At 45.1% G+C, this 23,124-nt stretch carries 19 protein-coding genes; 10 read left to right on the plus strand and 9 right to left on the minus strand.

Going from position 1 to position 23,124, the window contains the following annotated elements; translation table 11 throughout:
* Nucleotides 1–100 precede the first annotated feature (100 nt).
* The 5 genes from A4E24_RS04380 to A4E24_RS04400 are packed head-to-tail and all read right to left on the minus strand — an operon-like array spanning nt 101 to nt 7,226.
* Nucleotides 101–2,113 carry an amylo-alpha-1,6-glucosidase gene (locus A4E24_RS04380; protein WP_292352023.1) on the minus strand — a complete coding sequence of 671 codons (2,013 nt, stop codon included), beginning with the start codon at nt 2,111–2,113 and terminating at the stop codon, nt 101–103.
* The gene (locus tag A4E24_RS04385) at nt 2,097–4,067 is read right to left on the minus strand and encodes a glycoside hydrolase family 15 protein (protein ID WP_292352025.1); all 1,971 of its coding nucleotides are present in this window, start codon (nt 4,065–4,067) and stop codon (nt 2,097–2,099) included. Before A4E24_RS04385 ends, A4E24_RS04380 begins: the two co-directional genes overlap by 17 nt.
* Complete coding sequence (locus tag A4E24_RS04390; RefSeq protein WP_292352026.1) at nt 4,064–4,870, minus strand: V4R domain-containing protein; 807 nt, start codon at nt 4,868–4,870, stop codon at nt 4,064–4,066. The genes A4E24_RS04385 and A4E24_RS04390 overlap by 4 nt, the downstream gene beginning before the upstream one ends.
* Nucleotides 4,871–4,890: 20 nt before the next feature.
* On the minus strand, nt 4,891–6,099 hold the full coding sequence (locus A4E24_RS04395) for a glycoside hydrolase family 57 protein (RefSeq protein WP_292352028.1): 1,209 nt from the start codon (nt 6,097–6,099) through the stop codon (nt 4,891–4,893).
* Nucleotides 6,096–7,226: a glycoside hydrolase family 57 protein gene (locus A4E24_RS04400; protein WP_292352030.1), complete on the minus strand. Its 1,131-nt coding sequence runs from the start codon at nt 7,224–7,226 to the stop codon at nt 6,096–6,098. The genes A4E24_RS04395 and A4E24_RS04400 overlap by 4 nt, the downstream gene beginning before the upstream one ends.
* Nucleotides 7,227–7,381: 155 nt before the next feature.
* On the opposite strand from A4E24_RS04400, the gene A4E24_RS04405 reads away from it, so the two are divergent.
* The 3 genes from A4E24_RS04405 to A4E24_RS04415 are packed head-to-tail and all read left to right on the plus strand — an operon-like array spanning nt 7,382 to nt 11,415.
* Nucleotides 7,382–9,199: a glycosyltransferase gene (locus A4E24_RS04405; RefSeq protein WP_292352032.1), complete on the plus strand. Its 1,818-nt coding sequence runs from the start codon at nt 7,382–7,384 to the stop codon at nt 9,197–9,199.
* A gap of 29 nt (nt 9,200–9,228) precedes the next feature.
* A complete protein-coding gene (locus A4E24_RS04410; RefSeq protein WP_292352034.1) occupies nt 9,229–10,209 on the plus strand; it encodes a DUF4931 domain-containing protein in 981 nt (326 codons plus the stop codon).
* Nucleotides 10,210–10,233: 24 nt separating this feature from the next.
* On the plus strand, nt 10,234–11,415 hold the full coding sequence (locus A4E24_RS04415; protein WP_292352035.1) for a glycosyltransferase family 4 protein: 1,182 nt from the start codon (nt 10,234–10,236) through the stop codon (nt 11,413–11,415).
* A 7-nt stretch (nt 11,416–11,422) separates the two neighbouring features.
* On the opposite strand, the gene A4E24_RS04420 is transcribed toward A4E24_RS04415, so the two are convergent.
* Together A4E24_RS04420 and A4E24_RS04425 are read right to left on the minus strand one after the other, a co-directional pair.
* On the minus strand, nt 11,423–11,569 hold the full coding sequence (locus A4E24_RS04420) for a hypothetical protein (RefSeq protein WP_292352060.1): 147 nt from the start codon (nt 11,567–11,569) through the stop codon (nt 11,423–11,425).
* 8 nt (nt 11,570–11,577) lie between these two features.
* On the minus strand, nt 11,578–12,318 hold the full coding sequence (locus A4E24_RS04425) for a Nif3-like dinuclear metal center hexameric protein (protein ID WP_292352037.1): 741 nt from the start codon (nt 12,316–12,318) through the stop codon (nt 11,578–11,580).
* Nucleotides 12,319–12,460: 142 nt separating this feature from the next.
* On the opposite strand from A4E24_RS04425, the gene A4E24_RS04430 reads away from it, so the two are divergent.
* The 7 genes from A4E24_RS04430 to engB all read left to right on the plus strand — a co-directional run bounded on the left by A4E24_RS04430 (nt 12,461) and on the right by engB (nt 20,896).
* A complete protein-coding gene (locus tag A4E24_RS04430) occupies nt 12,461–13,204 on the plus strand; it encodes an ATPase domain-containing protein (RefSeq protein ID WP_292352039.1) in 744 nt (247 codons plus the stop codon).
* Between the two features lie 14 nt (nt 13,205–13,218).
* Nucleotides 13,219–13,719: a hypothetical protein gene (locus A4E24_RS04435; protein ID WP_292352041.1), complete on the plus strand. Its 501-nt coding sequence runs from the start codon at nt 13,219–13,221 to the stop codon at nt 13,717–13,719.
* Nucleotides 13,720–13,804: 85 nt separating this feature from the next.
* Nucleotides 13,805–16,135, plus strand: a complete 2,331-nt coding sequence (locus A4E24_RS04440) for a PAS domain-containing sensor histidine kinase (RefSeq protein WP_292352043.1) — start codon at nt 13,805–13,807, stop codon at nt 16,133–16,135.
* Nucleotides 16,136–16,320: 185 nt separating this feature from the next.
* On the plus strand, nt 16,321–17,895 hold the full coding sequence (locus A4E24_RS04445) for a BatD family protein (protein WP_292352044.1): 1,575 nt from the start codon (nt 16,321–16,323) through the stop codon (nt 17,893–17,895).
* A gap of 1 nt (nt 17,896) precedes the next feature.
* Entirely contained in the window at nt 17,897–19,168 is a 1,272-nt protein-coding gene (locus tag A4E24_RS04450; RefSeq protein ID WP_292352046.1) for a hypothetical protein, read from the plus strand.
* A 69-nt stretch (nt 19,169–19,237) separates the two neighbouring features.
* Nucleotides 19,238–20,251 carry a DHHA1 domain-containing protein gene (locus A4E24_RS04455; protein ID WP_292352048.1) on the plus strand — a complete coding sequence of 338 codons (1,014 nt, stop codon included), beginning with the start codon at nt 19,238–19,240 and terminating at the stop codon, nt 20,249–20,251.
* Nucleotides 20,252–20,266: 15 nt separating this feature from the next.
* Entirely contained in the window at nt 20,267–20,896 is a 630-nt protein-coding gene (gene engB / locus A4E24_RS04460) for a GTP-binding protein EngB (protein WP_292352050.1), read from the plus strand.
* 30 nt (nt 20,897–20,926) lie between these two features.
* On the opposite strand, the gene A4E24_RS10760 is transcribed toward engB, so the two are convergent.
* Nucleotides 20,927–21,931, minus strand: a complete 1,005-nt coding sequence (locus A4E24_RS10760) for a TatD family nuclease-associated radical SAM protein (protein ID WP_367121152.1) — start codon at nt 21,929–21,931, stop codon at nt 20,927–20,929.
* Between the two features lies 1 nt (nt 21,932).
* A complete protein-coding gene (locus A4E24_RS04475; protein WP_292352052.1) occupies nt 21,933–23,123 on the minus strand; it encodes a geranylgeranyl reductase family protein in 1,191 nt (396 codons plus the stop codon).
* Nucleotide 23,124 lies beyond the last annotated feature (1 nt).

Consider the following 23,124-nt stretch of genomic DNA (forward strand, 5'->3'; position numbering starts at 1 on the left):
TTTTCAAAGGACTATTAGATATTGCATGTTTCATCCTATGCTGGAAAAAGGTGTGAGGGAAGTTTTGAAACAGGCTCGATATATACTGAAGGGGCATACACTAAAAATTTATTTTATGTACTAGTACATCCTCAGAATATGCCCGCAGGATCTCGGCTACGCTCCAGGCCTGAGCCACGCATCCTCTGGCCAAATGAGGTTCATTGCCATCAAATATCTCTGAGATGGTACCAACGCCTGCTTCTGCCAGGTGAGGTATAAAACCGTCCAGCAGTTCTTTAGCATACATCCTGCTCCTTAAGGAGTGTCCTTTTGTTCTGCAGTAGGCCGAAACGAAAGGCCCCATGAGCCAAGGCCATACGGTCCCGTTATGATAGGCCATATCTCTCTGAAGTGTACCGCCTTCATATTTGCCAATATAGGCTGCTTCATAGGGTGCCAATGTCCTTAAGCCCCTGGAAGTCAGCAAATGTTGCTGTACTTTTCTTACAATGTTTTTTTCCTTCGTGGGATCAAGCATACAATGAGGTAGTGACACCGCGAATATCTGATTCGGTCTTAACGCACCATCCTTGTGTTCCATTCCACGTGCATCATATCCTATGCAGTCAAAAAGACAATCCTGTTCTTCGTTCCAGAAGGCCTGTTCAAATTTCCCGCGGACCTTTTCAGCCTTTTCTTCAAACCCTGTATTGTCTGCGCCAAGCTTTGCCGCCATCTTTGAGGCGATGACCAGGGCATTGTACCACAATGCATTGATCTCACATGCTTTGCCTTTGCGGGGTGTGATCTCTGCATCGCCCACTTTGGCATCCATCCATGTCAGTTGTCCATCATGACATAGCAGGTTATCGGTATCCACTTTGATACCAAACTTTGTCCCTCTGGAATAGTTATGAATGATATCGCTCACCGTAGTCCACATCTTTTCGATAGTGTGTATGTCATTGGTATATTCCAGATACTTCCATAGAGCATTGATGAACCAGAGAGAAGCATCCACAGTGTTATATGCATAACTATCGGTACTATGGTCAGGGAATCTGTTAGGTATGAGCCCTTCTTTGCAATTCTCTGCAAAAGTGGACAATATATTTGCAGCTATTTCATATCTGCCAGTCACAAGCGTAAGGCCAGGTAATGAGATCATGGTATCTCTTCCCCAGTCGGCGAACCATGGATAGCCTGCAATGACAGAATGCTTTCCAGTTGAATGGCGCATGACAACAAAAGCGTCTGCTGATACAGCCAGCTTTGAGGGAAATGCTTCCGTAAAACCTGATCTCTGGAAGATCATGGAAATACGTTCCTTTTCAGCTTCATACGCCTTGTGTACGGAAACTGAAGAGACATCAGTTATCTTTTCAGTGGAAGCAACTATAACTATCTCATTTTTCCCATGCGAGAGCTCCATTTCAAAGTAGCCGGGATGATAACAGTCCTCATGGAAATCATAACCCCTTTCCATTTCAAGAGGATATTCAAAATTATAGTACCAATCACCTGACGGGATGTAAGAGGAGTTTGAAACAAGATGCAGTTCTATCTTGCTTTCTTCTGCAGGATCGATATACATCATGGTCCCATTACTGAACGGTTCCTGTGATATCCCAGCATTGCTTCGTGCCAGTTTATGAAAATCCCGCATGCTGGCAAGAGCATGTATACGCATCGTACAGTTCTTTTTCTCAGGCGGCACATGAATATCGTATCGTACAAAAACAGTATTCTTTCCATGTTCCATGCACAATGTCTTAATGACCTGTATGCCATAGATATCATATTTCCACGATGGCACAGGTCCTTCGGTGAATTCCCTGATGTATCTGAAACCCCGAGGATGTACGACACCAGGATATCTGTGGCAGGCAAGTTCATGAGCGATGTTATTGAAATGGATCTCCTCATCAAGAGCCGACAAGAGCACCATTCTGTCGACGGGCGGCTCCATGGATGCCACAAGCAAGCCATGGTACTTTCTGGTGTTCATAAAAGACAGAGTAGAGGAGGCATATCCTCCCAATCCGTTGGTTATCAGCCATTCTTTCTGACAGAGCTCATCGATATTGTCCCTCTCGGCAGAGAAAATGGTCCCTTCATATCTTTCCATCATGTGTTTCCTCTGAGAAAGTTTCAAGGAGAAGTATGTTGTCTATCATCAGAGCACAACTCCAGCCTAAGGGTATAGCCCAGGCAGGGTAGCCCTTATGCTTATCCACCTGTTCAGGGAGCATACCAGTGCTGGTGGTTCCCCTCAATGCCCATTTGATATAGTTCACAGCGCCCTGTACAAGCCTTGAGACTTCTGTGTCCGTACCAGGTGCGTTGTGAAGTGAGTTTGCAAGGGTGAGCATTGCCTTTGACAGCCACAGAGTGGTCACTATCCAGGGATTGCCTTCAATGTACCTGTCGTTCTCATATCTTTTTATCCCATGATATCCGTTAACACTCACACTAAGCCTTTCCTCTATGGCCTTCAGCATCGACAGGATCATTTCTCTTTCTTCGGGATCAGTTGCTGAAAGCATATTGAAAGGAGTGAAAGTACCTATCATACTTGCATCCACCGCAGGGTCCAGTTTTCCATCGGCAAGGCATTTGGCAAAATATCCTTCTTTAAGCCACATCTTTTCAATGGTCTTGTTCTTTACAAGCTCGGCCCTTTCAAGCCACCGGGATGCAAGACCAGGTTCACTGTAAGCTCTTGCCATAAAGGCCGCGGCCTTCAGGCCGGCAAATATAGCAGCGGACGTATAAGCGAACGATCCGGCATATGATTCCCACAGGTCCAGACAGGGGTCATGCAGCCCATCAGTTGTGCGCCTCATCAGATACTCTGCACCTGTGAGCACCGTGATCCAGATATTCTCCAAGAACTCCGCTTTTTGCAGTCCTCTCAGTGTACTATAGAAAGTGTACATGGCATGCAGTGTGGCACCTGTTTCGTCTATTTGGGTGGAATGGTCGAAATTTCCCCATGAAGGAGCCGTATTTCCATCAAGCCAGTATCGCTGGAACCATGACCCATCCGAAAGCTGGGTACGCCGGCACCAATGGAAGAACCTTTCACAGTATTCGGGATAACCCGCATTGAGCAAAGCCACTGCCACTTCTGATACATCTCTGTTCCAGCAGTACCCATAACCTCCGCACATCTCGAAATCATGATCGAATTCAGGTGCTGCAACAAAAGAACCATGCTTAGGATCATTGAGAAGGTCGAGGGTGAGAAGGCAGCGGTTAAAAGCTTCTAACACCTGTTGTTTTGTCTCAGGCGTGTCATCCAGCAGAGACAGTTTTAGCAGGTCCTTCTTTGAAAGCCAGTTGATCCAGTCCTGCCTGGAATTCTCAAGCATATTATTCACTGGCTCCTGAACGATCTCCAGCATCATCTTGTATAGCTGCGTTCTTTTCGGAGCAGCTCCTATAAATACTGTGATCTCCCTGGACTGGCCAGCCTTAAGCTTAAGGTCCCATCCTACGACCGTGTTCAGATAACCTATATCTTCCTTGTTGTTTTGCAGCTTGCCGTCTTCCATGTCATAGCGGGCGTTTGTCCACCAGATGGTATCCATTGCCTTGCCAACCTGCCACTGCTCAAAAGGAGGGGATGCCATTATACCGATATAGTTGTCTTGCCAGTACTGGGCAAGCAGACCCACGTCGGGATCGCAGAAAGCTGAGTTCTTCTTGTGCATCTCCCCTACACAGAGATTGGAATAATAGAAGAATGTGCCATTGATGTCTTTTTCTGCACTGATGGTATACTTGCGCACCATTACAGATGCTCTTTGATGTGCAAAATCCTGTATATTTATCTTTATGCCAATCCCATGTACAAGCTCAGTGATGACCATATTGGTGTCTTCAAGATAATGCTGTGTGGAATACCACTCATGATTATTTGTCCACATAAGCCTGTTGTCGATCTGCAGGCAGACAAGCGATTCTTCCACATGCTGGGCATAATCCCGGCGGGGATAAAAAAAGCCGAACAGTTCACCTTTCTTGCCCATAGTGACAAGGATTTTGTCATTGCCCAGTATCACATTAGGTTGCCTGATCACTGGATCTCCTCTTTCATAATATGTTCCGGTTTTACCCCATCAGGTGCAGGTGATACTACATGTTCGCATACTGCATTGCCCATGCTCTTACAGCTGACCTCCCGCACCTGGAAAGTGTAGCGCATCATCTCGGTCATGTAGCCTGCAATGAATCCGCTCATGTACCCGCATACAGGAAGATCACTGGGACCGTATGCATCTGCAATGAACGAGTCCCTTACCACGACCTTACCACTACAGCTCTCTTTATCAAAATCCACTTCCAGTTTTCCCCAGCCGGATGCAAGGAACAGTTCTCTCAGTACCGCCATACAATTCTTCATGTCCACTGGCATTATGTTCCTCACGTACTTTGCAGCGCCTCGTCCTCCTTTTAGGCCACTGAGCAGGAGAAGGCCGTCAGGCTGGATCACATGCTCTCTTATTATCTTTAGTATGTCCACAAAGGTCTTTGACCTTGTGATGAGAGCTCTTTCTCCCAGGAAATTCAATGGAAAATCCACCGAATGGATCATGCGGTTTCTGGATATACCCGATTCAACATCAATTATCCCATCAATGGCCAGGAGCCTTTTATTGATCATATCTACTTGTGTTTCTTCCTCGATCTCGGTGAAAAGCACATACTTTCCCTGACCATCAGGTTCTGTATTATCAAGGTAAGCAAATCTTATTTTCACCTCCATTTCGCCGAGTGCTGAGTTAATTTTTGCTTCTGCTCCCATATTGGTCTTATAGAGGATGCTGAACCATACCACAAGTGCCTTTTCACCCCTGGAAAACATGTACAGGTCTCTTACCATAGTTAACCTCTTCTTCCCGGTTATTCATCCATTGCTTTCATTGCACTCAGTTTGCTGAATACCATGGATTTAAAGTCCATGAGGGCTGCCATATAATTGATAGCTGCATCAAAGGGCGATGAATGGATGCTGAAATAGGAATGCACATCGCCGTCACCAAGCCATTTGGTGCACATGTAGTAGAAATGGTCAGAAGTGAGCAGATGTTTCCAGATCCTGATAAGCTCCGTGTCTCTGGTTCTGCGTACATAGGGCCCCAGCATCTTGACATCTTCAAAACATCTTCTTTGCATATCGTTCCCCAGCCATGCGCTGGTGTCACGCTCGCTGTCCGCCCAGGAGATCGTGGAAAAATCCCCTACATCTATATCTGCCACAGGTTCGTATCTGCTGATCACTTCAGTTGGCGTCCTGAAGGTCAGCTTTTTATCTATGACCTCAGCAGGCAATGCCTTTAGGAATCCGAATATGCCTGTTTCTTCCCATTGGTGCTCACCAAAGGTCTCATAGTCCATGAAGATGTTCAAAGTATTTCCAGGAGTAAGAGCAGCCCAGGTAGCCCATTTTTCCGCAGTGAGAGGATATTCAGGCCACCATCTTGAGGAGAAACGGTATCCTATGTCATCGCTTAGTTTATAGTTACGCAGCAAGACCTTGATATTCGAGTCCTTTGCCTTGTACACATAGTTGGGTGACCTGCTGCCAAGCAGGTGTTCTGTGCCTTCGGTAAGTATTGCCTTGTATCCCAGTTCCTCGACCGTTGCAGCCAGGCTGTTATTATACAGTAGCTCAGTGTTCCTGAACACCTGCGGTTCTACTCCGAGCAGTGACCTCATGTTCTCACGATGCTCACATATCTGTTCCTTGAATTCTTCCCGGTCATCGAACAAGCCTGCAAGAGAGTGGTAATTAGTTTCTTCAAGGAACTCCACACATCCTGTCTCTGCCATTTGTCTGAAGGTTTCAAGCACATCTTTATCCCATTTTTCACACTGGCTGAGCAATGTGCCTGTGACAGAGAGACTTATCCTGAACTTTCCTTCATATTCATCAACAAGATCCAGCATGGTCCTGTTAGCCGGAAGATAGCATTTGCGGGAAACTTTCTCAAATATTTCCCTGTTAGACCTATTGTCAAAATATCTTTCAAAACCCGTATGCTCATCAGGCCAGAACCATTTTAATCGATATGGCTGATGCACCTCAAAGTAAAAACAGACAGATCTCATGTTCTCCCCTCCCATATAGCCCTTCTGAGATCAGATAGTATAGATAGATTGTTCACAGCTCTCTCATATCCTGTGATGTTGGCTGTGTTCATATCAAGGAAGATATCACTTTGCTGGAGATATCCAAAGATCTTTTTCATTTCTCCGTTCCCAGGAAGATCTGTTCTTGATGCCAATTCCTGAACTATTATCTCCAGTTGCTTCAGATAGAAGTGCTGTGCATGGTTTCCAAGCAGGCCTTCCATGCCATAACGTGCTGCAGATTCTGTTTTCAGCGTATCGAGCTTTACCTTCTCAAATCTCTTTATGGCATCTTCAGGCCTGATCATACTGATGCCTCTTTCCTCCAGGCTCAGCGGCAGGTCCTTGAGGAACTGGAACATTCCTCCGGCTTTGCTTTCGTTCCATGGTATGGAGCCGTAATCCAGATAAAGTGTGATAACATCGCCTTCTATGTGTTCTATCCATGAAGCGAACTTATCGGCTATCAGTGGATGATCTTCCCACGACTTGTCAGAGAAGCGCTTGCTGATATCTTCGCTCAGATCTATATGTCTGAGAAGAATAGGAATGTCATCAGAAAATACGCTCACAGGCATATCGGTATTGAGCAGATTCCTGGCTCCCTCTGCGATCATGCATGTCAGTCCCAGTTTTTTGAGCACACCTCCGATGTTCCCGGATATAAGCAATTCCGGGTTCACAAAAGTCGATGGAACCACACCGAACAGCTCCGATATTTTTTCCATATGCGTCCATACCTGTTCCTTAAAATCCGTAAGGTCAGGATAAAGAGCGCTCAACGAATGATAATATGTGGATGCTGCAAATGCCACATTACCGGTGTCTGCCAGATCCCTGAAAGAATTCAGTACCCCCGGGTCCCATGAACACTGGTCCAGAAATGTCCCTGAAAGATTGAGAGTGTACGCCGCTCCATTTTCAATGGACCTTGCCAGTACTTTGTTAGTTCGGCCGATGCTGGCCGCCATATGCTGAAAATCTGTAAAGATCCTTTCCTGATCGAAATAAGTGGACATTTCTGGTCTGCGATATCCGTCAGCAGGCCAATACCATTTCAGATGATAAGGTAAGTGTAATTCCACACACATACAAACCGATTCCATGTACAGATACCCCCTTCATTATTTTAGTCTATTCTCTTTATCGGTCTTTTTCTTTTAACCAATACTTTATATTGTAATTTAACAGATATTAACGATATCGTTTTATTGGTAGAGACCAATTAAACTTTTGGACAATTATCCAGTGGGAACCAATTATGTTTGAAAGAAAATGGTTAGTGATAGCAGGAGAGGAAGCTGGTCCGAAGTCAAATAAAATGGGTGGCATCTGGAATGTGGTCGATGCCGAAGCAACCACTCTTGCAGCTCTCATGAGTTCGGGGGCCATTAAGGATGAGATATTACCTGGCATCATAGTTGCAGGTCCCTATTATGGGCATGCAGGCACTGACTGGCACAAAAGCCTCAATCGTGTCACTGATATGACCGGCTTTGAGCCTTACGACGGGGATGATGAGGTCACGGAAGCGATCGCAGCTATGGGATCAAAAGGTATGGAGATCATAAGTGGGGTACGCCATTACAAAGGCATACCCATTGTTTATCTGATGTTCAAGACAAGTGATTTCTCTCGGATAACGTCGGAATATAAGGGCAATGCCATGCGCCTGTGCGATAAAGTGAAGACCGAAGCTTTTTCTTTTATAGGGCTTGATTCACTTAAATATGAGAGTATGGGCAATGGACAGGAGTATACCCATTATCTCAATCTTTCCTATGCCATCTCCGAGTTCGTGCTGGAACTTGTCACTATCAAGGCCAAGCGTTCGAAGGATTTCACTGATAAGGCAATATCCGAGTTTGCAGCTTCTCTTATGCCCAGCATGCATGTATATCTGCATTGTCATGAATTTGGTGTGTTCTACGCGTTAGCACGTCTTGAGAAACTAGGTATATCTGTAAATTCTGTGGCCACCTATCATGCAACCATACCAGGAAGGGCATCCGGGCACAAGTCTTTACAGAAGATACTGGATAACGATGGTAGCTGGGACCCAAAGGTCCCGGAGAACATGGCAAGACTTGAAGCCCTTTCTTCATATGCCGATGTGGTAACTGCAGTAGGCGATTCCACACGTAAGGAAGTAAAATTGTTCTATGGGATCGATTCCATAGTTGTGCGTAACGGTATCGATGATAATGGAATGGGTATTTCACTGGAAAAGAAGAAGAACTGCCGCGAGAAGATACAGGCCTTCCTTTCAGATACTATTCAGAAGGTATATGGGGGCGTGCCCATTCCTCCAAAGAGGATACTCCCGATTTTCTCTATATCCCGTATCGAGATCGAGAACAAAGGCTATCCTGACCTGCTGGATTCCCTTATGCTGCTGGATAGGATGGTGAACCTGCAGATAGTGGCCGGGCAGCAGGATGAAGATATCCGTGTGGTGTGCTTCATTATAGCAGCACACGGTCCAAAGTCAAATGTTCCGGAAGGGTTCCCTGTCAATCTTCCGGATGACATTTTACTGGGTGAGGAATTAAGGCTTCAGAGAATGATCAAGGAGAGGAAGCTCGAACCTGCACAGCTCATCACTGGAAGAAGGCGTGTGACCGCTGTGCTGTACCCTCAGTGGATATCAGGCCATGATGGCGGTCTTAATATGAACGCTGATGAACTGATGTCGGGCTGCATTGCAGGTATTTTTCCCTCAAGATATGAGCCTTTCCTGCTGACAGGTCTGGAAGCAGGAAAAGAGGCCACTCCAAGTATAGTCAGCAAGGTATGCGGGTTCAGCGATGCCCTTGCCAGTATCAAGCGTCTCGTGATGGGCATGGGTGGAGTGATAGTTGTGGACAACATAGATCTCCCATATAATGAGACCATAACTGACTATGCTCTTGCAATGGATTATTTCCTGGATACCTATGTTGATGATAAGGTCAAGTACAGTCTTCTCTGTCAGGAAGCTAATCTGCTCGCAAAGGAAATGAACTGGCTGGGTCCTGTAAAGGAATACTACGAGCTTCTGACGGGTGTATGCATAGTCCAGGAAGAAGAGGAAAAATAATTGGATTCCATTGATCAGGAGAATTATAAGTGTCTGAGATACGCAAACACTATTTCCTTGAAGATTATTGCATAGTGGCTGCCGATAGAGGTAAACGTCCCTCTGATTTTTCTTCTTCCCCAGAGGTCCAGAATGCTACAAGTTGTGTGTTCTGTGCAGGAAAAGAGGATAAGACCCCACCTGCCCAGGCAGTATATAAGAATGGACAGGTCCTGCGCGATAGCAAAGAGAATCTGATCAGGGAATGGCAGGTCCGTTGCATACCGAATTTATACCCTGCCCTCAGTCCCGGGGGCATTGATGCTCCATATGCATCAGGCTATGGTTTTCATGAAGTGATCATAGAAACACCCAGGCACGATAGAAGATTGACGAATTTCACTGCTGAAGAAATGGACCTTCTCATGGAAGCCTACAGGGACCGTGTCATGCACTACTGGGCCAAGCCAGGGATAAAGTTCGTTTCTCTGTTCAAGAATTGGGGAAAGCAGGCGGGTGCATCCCTGGAGCACACACATTCCCAGCTCATAGCATTGCCTCTGATACCTCCTTCCCTCAAAAAGGAATTAGATGTGATCCATGCGCAGGATGACTGTCCTTACTGCAGGATCGTACGCCTGGAATCTTCAAATGCACGCTCTCTTTACGAGAATGCACATTTCATAGCCTTTGCTCCTTATTGTTCACAGGTTCCTTTCGAGATCTGGTTCCTTCCTAAGTCACATGTGGGTCACCTTGGGGCAATGTCGGATGAGATATTGCATTCTCTGGGCGCTGCGATCCGCCATGTTCTTTCTAGGCTTGAGAAGGTACTCGCATCCCCTGCTTATAATTACATGTTCTTCCAGCTGCTGCAAGAAGATTCATATCATTTGAACCTCAGGCTCCAGCCTGTGACCAGCAAGATGGCGGGTTTTGAGAAGAACACTGATATCTTCATAAACACGATGCCTCCGGAAAAGGCTGCAGAGTATTTGAACAATGGGATTTCTGAACAGATGGTACATTGAATTTTGAACTGTGGGGTATATAAAATGATAAAATTAAGGATCGGTATGTTCTCGTGGGAAAGCTTGCACTCGGTAAAAGTGGGTGGCGTAGCTCCCCATGTTTCCGAGCTATCTGAAGTGCTTGCTTCCAAAGGACATGAGGTGCACATATTCACCCGTAACCGAGGGCTTGAACCACATGCGCTCATAAATGGGGTGCATTACCACCGTGTGGACCATGACCAGTCAGACGGAGTGGTGCAGCAGATGGACAGGATGTGTGATTCCATGTACTGGATGTTCCTGGAGATCGTAGATCGCTTTGGTCAGTTCGATATTCTTCATGGACATGACTGGCATCCTGTGAACGTACTATGCAAGCTAAAGGCCGAAAAAGGCCTTTCATTCCTGCTTACTTATCACAGTACGGAATGGGGCCGCAACGGTAACGTACATGGCAACTGGTGGGAGGCCAAAACCATATCGCATCGGGAATGGCTGGCCGGTTATGAGTCAACTGAGGTCATAATCACTTCCGAGGTACTGAAGAAGGAGGTACAGTTCCTGTATCATATTCCTGATCACAAGATATCCCTGGTGCCCAACGGGATTTTCCTGGATAAGATACGTAAGGATGTGGATCCTGGAGAAGTTAAGAAGCGGTTCGGTATCCATCCGCTGGCGCCGGTCGTTCTGTTCATCGGGCGCATGAGCTACCAGAAAGGGCCTGATATGCTTGTTAAGGCTATAGGAAAGGTATTGTCTCACCGCTGGGATGCACAGTTCGTGCTTATCGGAGAGGGAGAGATGCGGGCTCATTGTGAATACCTTGCACGTTCAATGGGTGTGAAACATGTATCCCATTTCCTTGGCTATGCATCAGATGAGGTATCCAGGGATTGGTACAATGCTGCAGACATCGTATGTGTGCCAAGCCGTAACGAGCCCTTTGGGATAGTGGTGCTCGAAGCATGGGATGCCGGTAAGACCGTGGTTGCTACTGATGCTGTAAAACTTATAGATAACTTCAAAAATGGAGTTACGGTTTATCAAAATCCGGATTCTATAGCATGGGGAATAAATTATATGCTGGATGGCCTGGGTAAGGCAGGCTTTGGTGAGGAAGGCCGCAGACTTATAGAAGAAGTATATAACTGGAATGAAGTGGCAGATTCCACACTGAAGGTCTATGATAAAGCACTGAAGGATAATGAACAGGGTAGATGACAGCCATCTACTCATATTCTCTTTTCACAGCAGGGCCTCTGTAGATCCTTTTTTCATAATCGCCATATCCTCTGTGTTTGGCTCTGACCTTTTTATGTATCTGTTCTTCAAGCAGTTCTTCCACATCATCCCATTCTGCTTGGTCTGCTCTCAAATTTTCCATCATATCACTCTGATGAACGGGTTATGATGTATGAACTCCACATCCAGTCCCAGCAGGTCTGCCAGGCGCGGACAAAGTTCTTCCATGCCCGGGTTCTCTGTAGCGTAATGGGTGGCATCGATAAGTGCAAGTTCTCCGCGAGAGCGTATCACATCATGTTTCAGTTCAGAAGAAACGTACGCTTCAACACCATGCTCCTTTGCGATCCCAAGGTACTCGTTTCTAAAACCACTGCCTCCAAAGACCATTACACGCTTTATATCATCCCTCTCTCCCACATATTGCACATGAGTGTTCAGGCTTTTTGCCACATGGTTTGCCAGGGTTTCCGTAGAACACACCGGTACTTCACCTATCCTTCCCATGTCCAGTTCCTGTACACTGCTAAGTCCCAGCCTTTTTGCAAGTACGTCGTTTATTCCACCTTTAGCTCTGTCAAAGTTCGTATGCATTGAATATAGGGAGATCCTGTTGTCCAGGGCTATCTGCAGACTGGTGGCAAGAGTTCTGGAAATGGAATTCACAGGATCAAAAATGAGGGTGTGATGGGTGATCAAGAGGTCTGCATTGATCTCAGCTGCTCTGTTAAGTACATAGTCCGTGGGGTCTAAAGCAACTGCTATCTTTTTAACATCATTGTCAAGATCAAGATTGAGGCCAATTCTGTTGATATCAAAATCAGCGGCGAGCTCAGGCGGAGCTATCTTTTCCAGTACAGGGATGATATTAGATAGATGCATAAAAAACCTTTGTTCTCAATTCATAAGAATCTGTCGCAATATAACAGATGTGGATAGCTTCAGGTTTCAAAAAAGACCTTCTGTACAATTTCATCGAAGGATTAAAATATAAATAAATATATTATTTAATCGAGGTTTACTTATGAGAATAGAAAGTGGGATAGATGGCCTGGATGAGATTCTACAGGGAGGACTTCTCCCGGAACGTGTTTATCTGTTAAGTGGGCCACCCGGAGGTGGCAAGACCACTTTTGGTGTGCAGTTCCTTGCAAAAGGTGCTTTGCAGGGAGATGTAGGACTGTATGTTACCCTACTTGAGTGTCCCCAGAACATCATAAACGATATGTCAAATTATTCTTTTAATGTCATACCACTTATAAAAGTGAAGAAACTATTGTTTGCAGATCTGGGACCCCGTATGGAATATGGGTACATGGATGAACTGAAGGATATCATTCAGCCCCATGAAGGAATAGAAGGCGTTTCCAGCGAGCATGAGGCTCCGTCACCAGCGACGGTATTTAAGGAACTGGCGGCTTATGTGGCAGAGTACAATGTCAAAAGGCTGGTCATTGATTCCATGACAGCTATACGTTTTGCAACACACGATCCGGCACTGCAGGAAAAGGAGATGACCAGATTCATAAGGAATCTCAAAAAACTGGGCTGTACCACTATGATCATTGGGGAGCTCACTGACCCTACTGCATATACTACCGAACAGTTCGCATCGCATGGAGTGATCTTCCTGCATAATTTCCTTTATGAAAAGCAGATGACACGTGCAATCCAGATCATAAAGATGCGGGGTACAAAACATGACTGCAATATGCACAAAGTTCAGTTCACTGAACGCGGGCTGCAGGTAGAAGGTCTTCTGCAATAAGGAAGTGGTCTCTGGTGCGGCTTTTCAAGAAGGTGGAAACAAAAAGAAAGCTCAGCGACTCAGAAAAAGCTGAACTCGAAAAAAGAGCTTATGATCTTGGCTTTGATGTAGGTTACTATAAGCATTCAGAACTTGGCTGGGTCAGTGAGCGCTACGCTGCACTGGAATCGGTTGCAAAGGATGCAGGTCTTCTGGAAATCGTCAGTGATAACTATAAAAGAGGAAAGGAAGCAGGTGCCAAGAACAGAGAAAGGGATATGAAGCTTGACCTGAGCAAGAAAGCGAAGAATCAGGGAAAACATGTCTCTGGATTTCTTTATGATATTTCCTCCGAGGAAAAGGACCGCATTGGTTTAAGGTCAGGCTTCAAGTCGTTTCAGGGCGACAATGAGCATCTCTACGGCATGCTCCAGCATCCTGATATAACGGATATGCCTTCCCTTACAGAGATCCCCAGGGCAGTGGAACGACCTCAAATGATCAATGGTTTCAGGCTGCTGGTTCCAAAGCAATGAAGCGATCCGATGATTTCACTCTGCCATAAGATATGGAATACGCACAGACAGTACGACCTTGTTGACCGAATGAACAGGAATATACATGATCTCCAGGGATAAAGGTTCTGATACAGTTAGCCGTAATTCTCCAGATGATGAGCTAGATATTTCTTTTATTACTCGTTCTATGAACTTTCAGGATCCTGGTATTGAGATCTTGTATGCATTTATGGATGCTGTTCCTTCTATGCTACTTGTTCTCGATACTGATCAGATGATATCGTTTGTGAATGAATGCTTTTGTAAGGGTCTGGGATTCACAAAAAAGGAGCTCATTGGTCGTATATGGTACGATAGATTGATATCCTCAGACAAAAGATATGAAGCCAGGGAATTATTTTCCAAACCTGCTGACGTCAAAGATCGTCAAGATATTGAAATACCCATAGTTGATGAGCATGCAAAGGAACACCCTGCGGTCTTAAAGGCCGGATACCTGAATGACAGGAACGGGAATATTTCCAGGATCATACTACAGATCGAGATGATCAGTTCAATATCAGAAAAATGTACAAAAATCACAGCTGATGATAAATATCGTGTTCTTGTGGAGAATTCAGTGGATGTCATCCTTTCTACGGACCCAGCGGGCGTGATCACCTACATTAGTCCTTCTGTCACTACATACGGCTTCACTCCTGACGAACTTCTCCTTAAAGGATTATCAGATCTCTTTTTTTATGAAGATCAACATAAGATCGTTCGCTCTCTGTCCATTACTCTTAATAATTCCGGACAGAGCCGGGTACAAGGTCGTCTTAAGGACCCAAACGGGAAACTATATTGGGTAGAACTGTATGCACAAGCATTTTTCGATAAAGATGGTCATGTTAAAGGAATAATAGCTACTATAAGGGATATTGGAAACAGGAGAGCTGATCTCAATGCCTTGGAGATGGCCAGTGACATGTTCATATCCCAGGCGCGCTCAGCTTCTGATGCGATCATCTTTTCCAATCCCGCGGGTAATATCATATTCTGGAACAAGGGTGCTGAGAACCTTTTCTTCTATACGGTCGAGGAAGCAATGGGAATGCATATTTCCATGATCATGCCACAAAGGTACCGGCATATCCATCAGGGATGGGATATAGTCGTTTCGACAGGCCGTTCCTGGGTAATGGGAAAGACTATCGAACTTTACGGCCTGAAAAGGGATGGAACAGAATTTCCTATTGAGATCTCGCACTCTTCGTGGAAGAAAGATGGAGCTTTGTTCTTTAGTGTGAATATCCGGGATATCACACAGCGTGTTCTCAATGAAAAGGAAATGCGCGAAGCTAAGGACAAGTATCGCATGATCTTCGAGAAATCACCTTTGGGTATTATCCATTTTGATACCTATGGAGTGATCACGCAGTGTAACAAAAGCTTCGTGGATATAGTAGGTGTCGAAGAAGCAAATATAATTGGCAATATCATTGGTCTCGACCTGCTTAGATCCGATACGAGTGAAGAGATAAAAAAATGTGTTACAGCAGTGCTTTCAGGCGAACCGGATAATTTTTCCGGAAGTTCCTTTTCATTCATGGGTGCCAGAGATACTCCCATAAGGGCCAGCTTCGTTCCGGTGATCACTGAAGATAAAGCGATCGCTGGTGGCATATGCATTGTTGAGGACATAACCGAAAGTAAAAAGGCGAGAGAGGCACTTATACATGCCAAGAACGTAGCTGAAGAGGCCAGCAGAACTAAAAGTGAGTTCCTTTCCAATGTCACTCATGAACTCAGAACACCTCTGAACGCGATCATGGGATTTTCGGACCTTTTACAGGAAAGTATCGAGGATAAGCTGAATGAGAACCAGCGTAAATATCTCAATAATATAATAGCAGGGGGTAAAGACCTGCTAGACGTTATAAATAACATTCTTGATGTATCAAATATTGAAGCCGGAAAAACAAATCTTGAACTTGAGGACATTCATCTGGAAGGTCTCGTACAGGATGTGATGACCGAGATGTCTTCCTTTGCCTCCAAAAAGAACATTGCACTGCAAATGGAACTTGATCCGCAGGTTGAGTCAATAAGAGTTGACAGGAATAAATTGCAACAGATCCTCATCAATCTGGTGAGCAATGCTATCAAATTCGGAAAAGAGAAAGGCTTTGTCAAGATAAGGTCCAAGCAAATGCACGATACGTTGCATATCGAGGTCATTGATAATGGCATAGGTATCAGTACGGAGGATCAGCAAAGGTTATTCAAGCCTTTTATACAGTTAGACTCGTCCTCAACCCGTAAATATAAGGGAAATGGTATCGGACTTTATATTGTCAAGCAGTTCGTAGACCTCCATGGGGGAAATGTCTGGCTGGAGAGCGAGATAGGAAAAGGCAGTACATTTACTTTTACCATTTCACTGAAACTTTAATTGCTTTGCATTTTGTAAATACTTTAAGTTTACGTTCTCAGTTCATTTATTTGTTACATATTTTTATAGATATCTAGGTCTAATCATTATTTGTCAGCAATATAGTTATATAATAATATAATTATATACTAATCTTAAGAATAACTGTTGTTATATGGTCCATTATCCGCTTAAGAGGAGCTCACATGTCAATAAAGTCAATGTCCTTCTTATTCCTGGTTTTATTCTGCCTGATATCCCAGGTGTCAGCTTACAGCTCAGATGATATAGAATGGGAATCCGTAAAAACCGTAACTCTCCATTGGGGAGATTCTTACAAGGTTGACAACTATGTCATTACTGCAGATGATTTCAACAAGGATGGCTATGCATATATCACTATTTACAAAGATAATGTGTATATGACGGCCGGAGCCTTGAAACTGTCTGATAATGTGGTCTATAGGGATACGGCCAATGGCGATGACATCAAAGTCTATGCCAGTGCCCTTAGTTTGAAAACTGATAGCTGGACCGGGAATCTTATAGACCCCACGGTCAAAGTGCAGATATACAGGCGAGGATTGCCGGATCTTGAAGTTAAGCTGAATATCGAAAAAGATAGTTATGACCCGACCAGGCTTTCCACACCGCGCTTCATAGAAGGTAACGTGACCATCAAGAACGTAGGTGATGCCAAAGCCACCAACGTAGTGCTTAATGTGGATACTGCCGGCCTTGAACTTGCAGATGGAAAACTGACACAAACAACACCTTCTCTTGAGAAGGGGGAAACTACAAAACCACTTGCTTTTAAACTTCAAATCCCTCTTTTATGGGATGAAGAAGATTTTAAGATCGTTGCACAGGCTGCTGCTATTGATATCAATAACGACAAACACGTCTTCAATGGCACAAAGACGATCACTATTAGACCAAAATCAGAGATCATCCTTACTAAAAGCTGTACAGGAAAAATATACATGGATCAAACTGCTTATGTTTCGCTTGTTGTAAGGAACACTGGTCCATATGCCCTCAATTCCGTCCTTATAAGTGATATACAGACCGATGATCTGGAACTAAAGGACAATGTACAGACAAAAAAGACCATATCTGTCAATGCACAGGAAACAACAACTGCTATAGAATATACTCTTAAACCGATCAAACCAGGCAAGTTCACGCTGCCCAAGGCTACTGCCAAGTTCACAGTCGATGGCAAAGAGTACACATTTGAATCCGATGCACCTACGATAGAGATCAATGGCCCATATATAGTGTTAGAGAAGAAAGTAAACGTATCGTCTTTCAATCCCGGTGACAATGTACTTGTGACCGTCTCTGTGAAAAATGAAGGCAACAGGGACGCCAATGTTAAAATAGAAGAAACAGTACCTGAAGGAACCCGCTTTGTAAGCGGGGTCATGACTTTCGATGATGTGGTCAATAATAAAAAGCCACAAAGTTTTTCATATGTCCTTAAGCTTGAAAAGGAAGCTGATATGAAACTGCCAGCAACGTCTGCTAAATTTGTTGATATGGAAGGTTATAAGGGTGAAAAGGTCTCGAACATGCCGGAGATAGCATTAAAGGTTGCATCCGGCCAGGATACAACCTCCGACGGTAGATCAGGAAATGCGGGATCTTCCAGTTCCGGTAAGGCCCAGGCAAGCAGCGGAACAAGTGATGAGGTCGGCCAGCAGCCTGGTTTTGAAGCATGGGTTCTGGTAATTGCTCTTATAGCTGTAATGAAGTTCTCAAGAAAAGGTCAGAACTGATATGGATCACAGGTCTATCTTGCTTGCAGCAGTACTGGTCATGTGTCTGGTAATGCTGCAGCATCCTGCATCTGCAACGGATTCAAACGACACCAAGTGGCTCACCCCTTCAAATGTTACTCTTTATTGGGGTGAGCAGGTCAAGATCGGCGGATACACGATCACTGCACAGGATTTCTCAGCGTCGAAACCTGTGGACATGCCGGATGATTATGTAATGCTCAAGGTCAAAAGCAACACTTCACGCTCATGGGGCGCCATACTTGCCCTCAATCATAGTATCATTCCCAATGAAACGATACTTGACGGATCGATCAGATTAACAGCTGAAGATATTGTAACAGGTAATGACATACCTACGCCCTATGCCACTATAGGGGTTGCCATTGCAAACATTTCACATACCAATAAGCCAATATCCTGGATCAATAATGTCATTAGAGTAAAAAGGCTTCCGGCAGATGAGGCAAATATCGATGAGCGAGTCTATATATTGGTTGAGGTGATGAACCTTAAGGACATTCCGCTGGAGAATATCCACATAAATGAGACGGTACCGGATGGTTTCATAACTGATCCGGATATAGATGATACAAACTGGACCATTAGACTGAACCCAAGGGAAAAAAGATCTCTTGGTTATTCCATACGTGCCCTGAGACCAGGAACATTCCTGATACCTGGTATGAAACTGTCCATTGAGCACAATGGTGTTTCCCACCTTATGCAAACCAATGCCAGTGAGATAGTGATACATGGTCCATATATAGATGTGCAGAAATCGTTCATTTACCAGGACATGGGAACAGAAGGTGTTTTGAATGTAACTCTGCGGGTCAACAATACGGGAGACAGGGCTGCTTACGTACAGCTCACTGACCGGATACCTGAAAACTGCCAGCTGATCGACGGTAACCTGAGCAAAAGCCAGGTGATGCAGCCATCTGATGTCTGGGAACTCAAATATTCAGTACTTCTCAGATCCACTGGAAATGTTGTGATACCAGGTGCAAATGTGAGGTTTGTAGATTCCAGGGAATATAGCGATACTTTTGAATCCGCAAGCTATGTACTGGAAATCGAGGAGAATGTTGTCGGAGAAACGTTGTCCGAAGAAGAAATACCTACAGAAGCCATCTCACAGGAAAATGGCGTGGAAAAACAGGAAAAAGCCACAGAAGAGAATAAAGGACCCGACAAAATTTATTCCATCAGCAGCTTTAAGCAAAGCATGATCAACCTTATAGAAAGGGCTATCGGATGGAGACTGTGATACATGAAAGGAAACAGTTTAAATACATGCCAAGCCAACTCTCCCTAAAAGATCTATTTTGGGTATGGTATGAGAGCTTTTCAACGGGATCATGGCACAGAAACTATAATTTTCACTCACGGAGACTCGGACGGTATATGTTCCGGTGCGATCGCAAAGAGTGCCTATCCCGACTCACAGGTTTATTTCACAAGTCCTGTGAGCCTTTTGCAAAAACTGGAACTTGCAAAAGGATATAGGCGTGTGATCATTTGTGATATCGCCATTGACGAACGCACCAGCGCAGAGCTTTTACAGAGGCTTAGGGAAGTTGCTCAGGAAAGCGATCTTATATATATCGATCATCACCCAGTGCCTGAGAACGGCTGGAATGAAAGCTGGCTGCACAAGGATCCTTGTGCGTGTTCTTCTGAGCTCACCTATAAAGTGCTTGCTAAGCGCCTGAACAGAGATGTGCGCAGAGTGGCTATATACGGAGCTATAGGTGATTATGCGGATGACACCGATTCAGTAAAAGAGTGGTGTGAAGACTGGGATAAGAGAACTCTTTTCTTTGAAGCGGGTGCTCTAATACAGGCAGTTATATATTCAGGACGTGAATTCGATTTCAAGAGGGTCCTTGTAGAACACCTTGCAAAGGATAGGATTCCCTCTTCCATTCCAGATGTGCTTGTTTTTGCAAAAAAATGCTCTGAACTGGAAGAACAGTTAAGACTAAGGATAAAAAAGCAGGTCAAAAGCCTGCAGAATATAGCCTATGTCATTGATCCGCAAGGCTACAAGTCAAAATCTGCCATATACGCTGCATCTTACGGTCAGAGGAAGGTGGGAGCATCTGCCGAATACAGGCAGACAAAACATGCCTACGATGTGAGCTTCCGTTCACGCAGTCCTGTAGACCTCAACCTCATTTTACGGGATATAGCTCCCAGGTTTGGGGGGACCGGCGGTGGTCTTGCGGAAGCTGCCGGCGCCAGGATACCAGTAGCCAATTTCAAAGCGTTCCTGAATGACCTGGACACCAGAATAGGAGAGGAAGAACACAGGCTTAAGGAAGAACATATTATCGATAAATGCCACTAAGCAAACGGCGATAATATGAAAAATAAACCTGACCTTACTGATGGCGCTGAATTTGAGATAATTTTCGTGGGCAGGTCCAATGTGGGTAAATCCTCTATCATCCGCAAACTGACAGGCAGCAAGGTAAGAGTGGGAAAAAGGCCCGGGGTCACTCTGAAACCGACGCATGTACGACTTGGGGATCTGCTGATAACGGATATGCCTGGCTTTGGTTTCATGAGCGGGGTCAAGGAACGCAAGCAGGATATCGTTAAGGATAAAATAGTGCATTATATAGAAGATAATGCTGACAGGATAGACCTTGCGGTTTTGGTAATTGATGGATCTTCGTTCCTGGAGGTAGTGGCAAGATGGGACGAAAGGAATGAGATCCCTGTAGATATTGAGCTGTTCAGGTTCCTGAACGAGGTCGGGGTCCCGGTCATACTTGCCATTAACAAAATGGACAAGATCGACGAAGATATGGCTGACCATGTGCTCGATGATATCGTGGAGAGGATCGGTCTGCCTTCACCCTGGAATATGTGGCAGGATGTTGTGGTATCTGTGAGTGCTAAGGAGGAGAATCTTAAAAAACTGTCTTCGTGTATACGGCAGCGCATGCATCTTGCAAAAAGGGATGATCTGTTCAGATATATTCGCTGATATCCTTGAACTCACATATCTTCATATAGCTCATCTTGCAAAGAAGCTTGCTCCCATGTCCTTTGCTATTTTCTCACAGGCCTCTATGTCTACATCAGGGACTTTTACAACGGTCAGTCGTGTACTGATACCTGCAGCAATGCACTGCCTGGCGAATGATAGCATGGCTTGATATGATCCTGCAAATACAGGCTTGCACAGACTGTCATATAGTTCCTCGTTTTGGGCGTTCAGGCTTACAGAAACAGCATCCATTCCAGCATTTATAAGTTCTCCTACAACATCGGTGCCGGGATTTATCAATGCAGCATGCCCATTGGTATCAAGTCTTACCTTTATTCCCTGTTCATGGAGCCATGCTGTGATGCTGAGCAGCACTGAAAATCTGGTGGTAGGCTCACCAAATCCTGTAAAGACTATTTCCTTATACTTTTTAAGGTCCAGTGCACGGAGGTGGGTGATCATATCTTCAAGTGTGGGCTCTCTGGAAAGCCAGAGGTCATATCCATATACACCGTCTGCCATATCCCGTATACAGAAAGTGCATCTTGCACTGCACCTGTTTGTGATGTTCAGGTAGAGGTTATTGTGTACCTCATAGGCCAGGGTATCCTGATGTCCAGGAGAAAGGTTTTTTTTAGTGCACAAAATGTTCTCTACAGTTCCTTTTGCTTTTTCATCCATTTTATCCTCCCATATGCCAGAAGGGATCAAAAAGCTCTTGTCCTTCTTTGAGGATGGTATATCCTTCAGGAAATACATCTGCGCAGTCATGCCATTCTCCATTGGCACTTCTGATCGGAAATACCATTTACCTTCATAGTCATCAAGCTTGCATAATAACCCATACTCTATATTATATATTTCCCCAGTTATTAAAGATATGTGTTTGTCATGCACCACACCCGGAAAGGGACCAAGATCTACCATAGCATATTTCCGGGATGTGCGCGTGCTGCATATGAATGTTGCATTTCCCATGAGCTGATGGCCCACACAGTTGTGCTTTAAGGTACCATATACAAAAAGATACATGTCAGCCCATGCCCATGTTCAGCTTCTGAAGGGTCTTTTTCACGGGCTCCGGCAACTGGCCGCACTGTATGGCTTTCATTTGTGAGGGTGAAATGGTCTTGATGGCGGCATTCATCATGCTATCCGAAAGCATGAGCCTGTCCATTAATTTACGTATGTGGACCGCGGTCCTGATCTCCAGTCCCATCTGTTTCCGCCACAGGGTATCATATTCTTCAAGCTTACATTTCCCTTGCAGGAAATCAGCAGCAGATTCCCCTGCAAGCTTACCTCCTATCATGGCAGTGGATATGCCTCCTCCGTTGGTGGCTATGAGATGACCTGCAGCATCCCCTGCAATGAGAGTGTCTTTTGTGGCAGTGATCCTGGGTGCACCTCCCACTGGCACAAGTCCGGAGATGACCGATACAATGGATCCTTCCCGTAACTTTTCACTGGCAATGGGATGCTCGTACATGAACCTGTTCAGATAATCCCTTGCACACATGCGTTCTGCAAAAAGAGCTTCCCTGATACCTACTCCAATGTTAGCCCTGTCACCACCCTGGGAAATTACCCAGGCATAGCCGCCAGGAACATAGTCTTTCCCAAAATACATTTCAACAGCTTCCTTATCCACATCAACACCTGAGAGCTCATATTCAAAGGCTGTGCTCATTCCCATGGGATCCGGCTCTCTTAGCATGCCGCTGGAAGCGGCGACCATGGAATTTGGGCCATCGGCACCAATGACAACTTTTCCTTGTACCTCGTATCTTCCGAAAGCTCCATCCATTGTAATTCTTGTCCTGTTCACTTCCAGCACATTGGTTGCAATTAAAAGATGTGCACCTGCCTTTGCAGCCACTGTGGCAAGATGTTTATCGAACCTGCGCCTGTCAAGCGCATCTCCTTGTACTTCAAAACCTTTGGATGTACCATTGGGGGCTATGAACCTCTGAAAAGAAGTTGTCGCATGTACACAGCCCGGGGGGTACTCCTCAAGTGTGAAAGGCAGTTCTGCATTTGGTACAAGTTCCTGAAGTGTCGCTGTATGTGGCAGGAAACCACCACATTGGAGGGGCACTCCGATGTCTTTCTTCTTGTCAACTAACAGGACAGACATACCTCTCTGGGCTGCATATGTTGCAGCAGTGGAACCGGCAGGGCCAGCTCCTATCACAATGATATCATAGGTTCTTTCAGGGATCATA

This window comes from Methanomethylovorans sp. PtaU1.Bin093, assembly GCF_002067275.1.
Taxonomy (GTDB): domain Archaea; phylum Halobacteriota; class Methanosarcinia; order Methanosarcinales; family Methanosarcinaceae; genus Methanomethylovorans.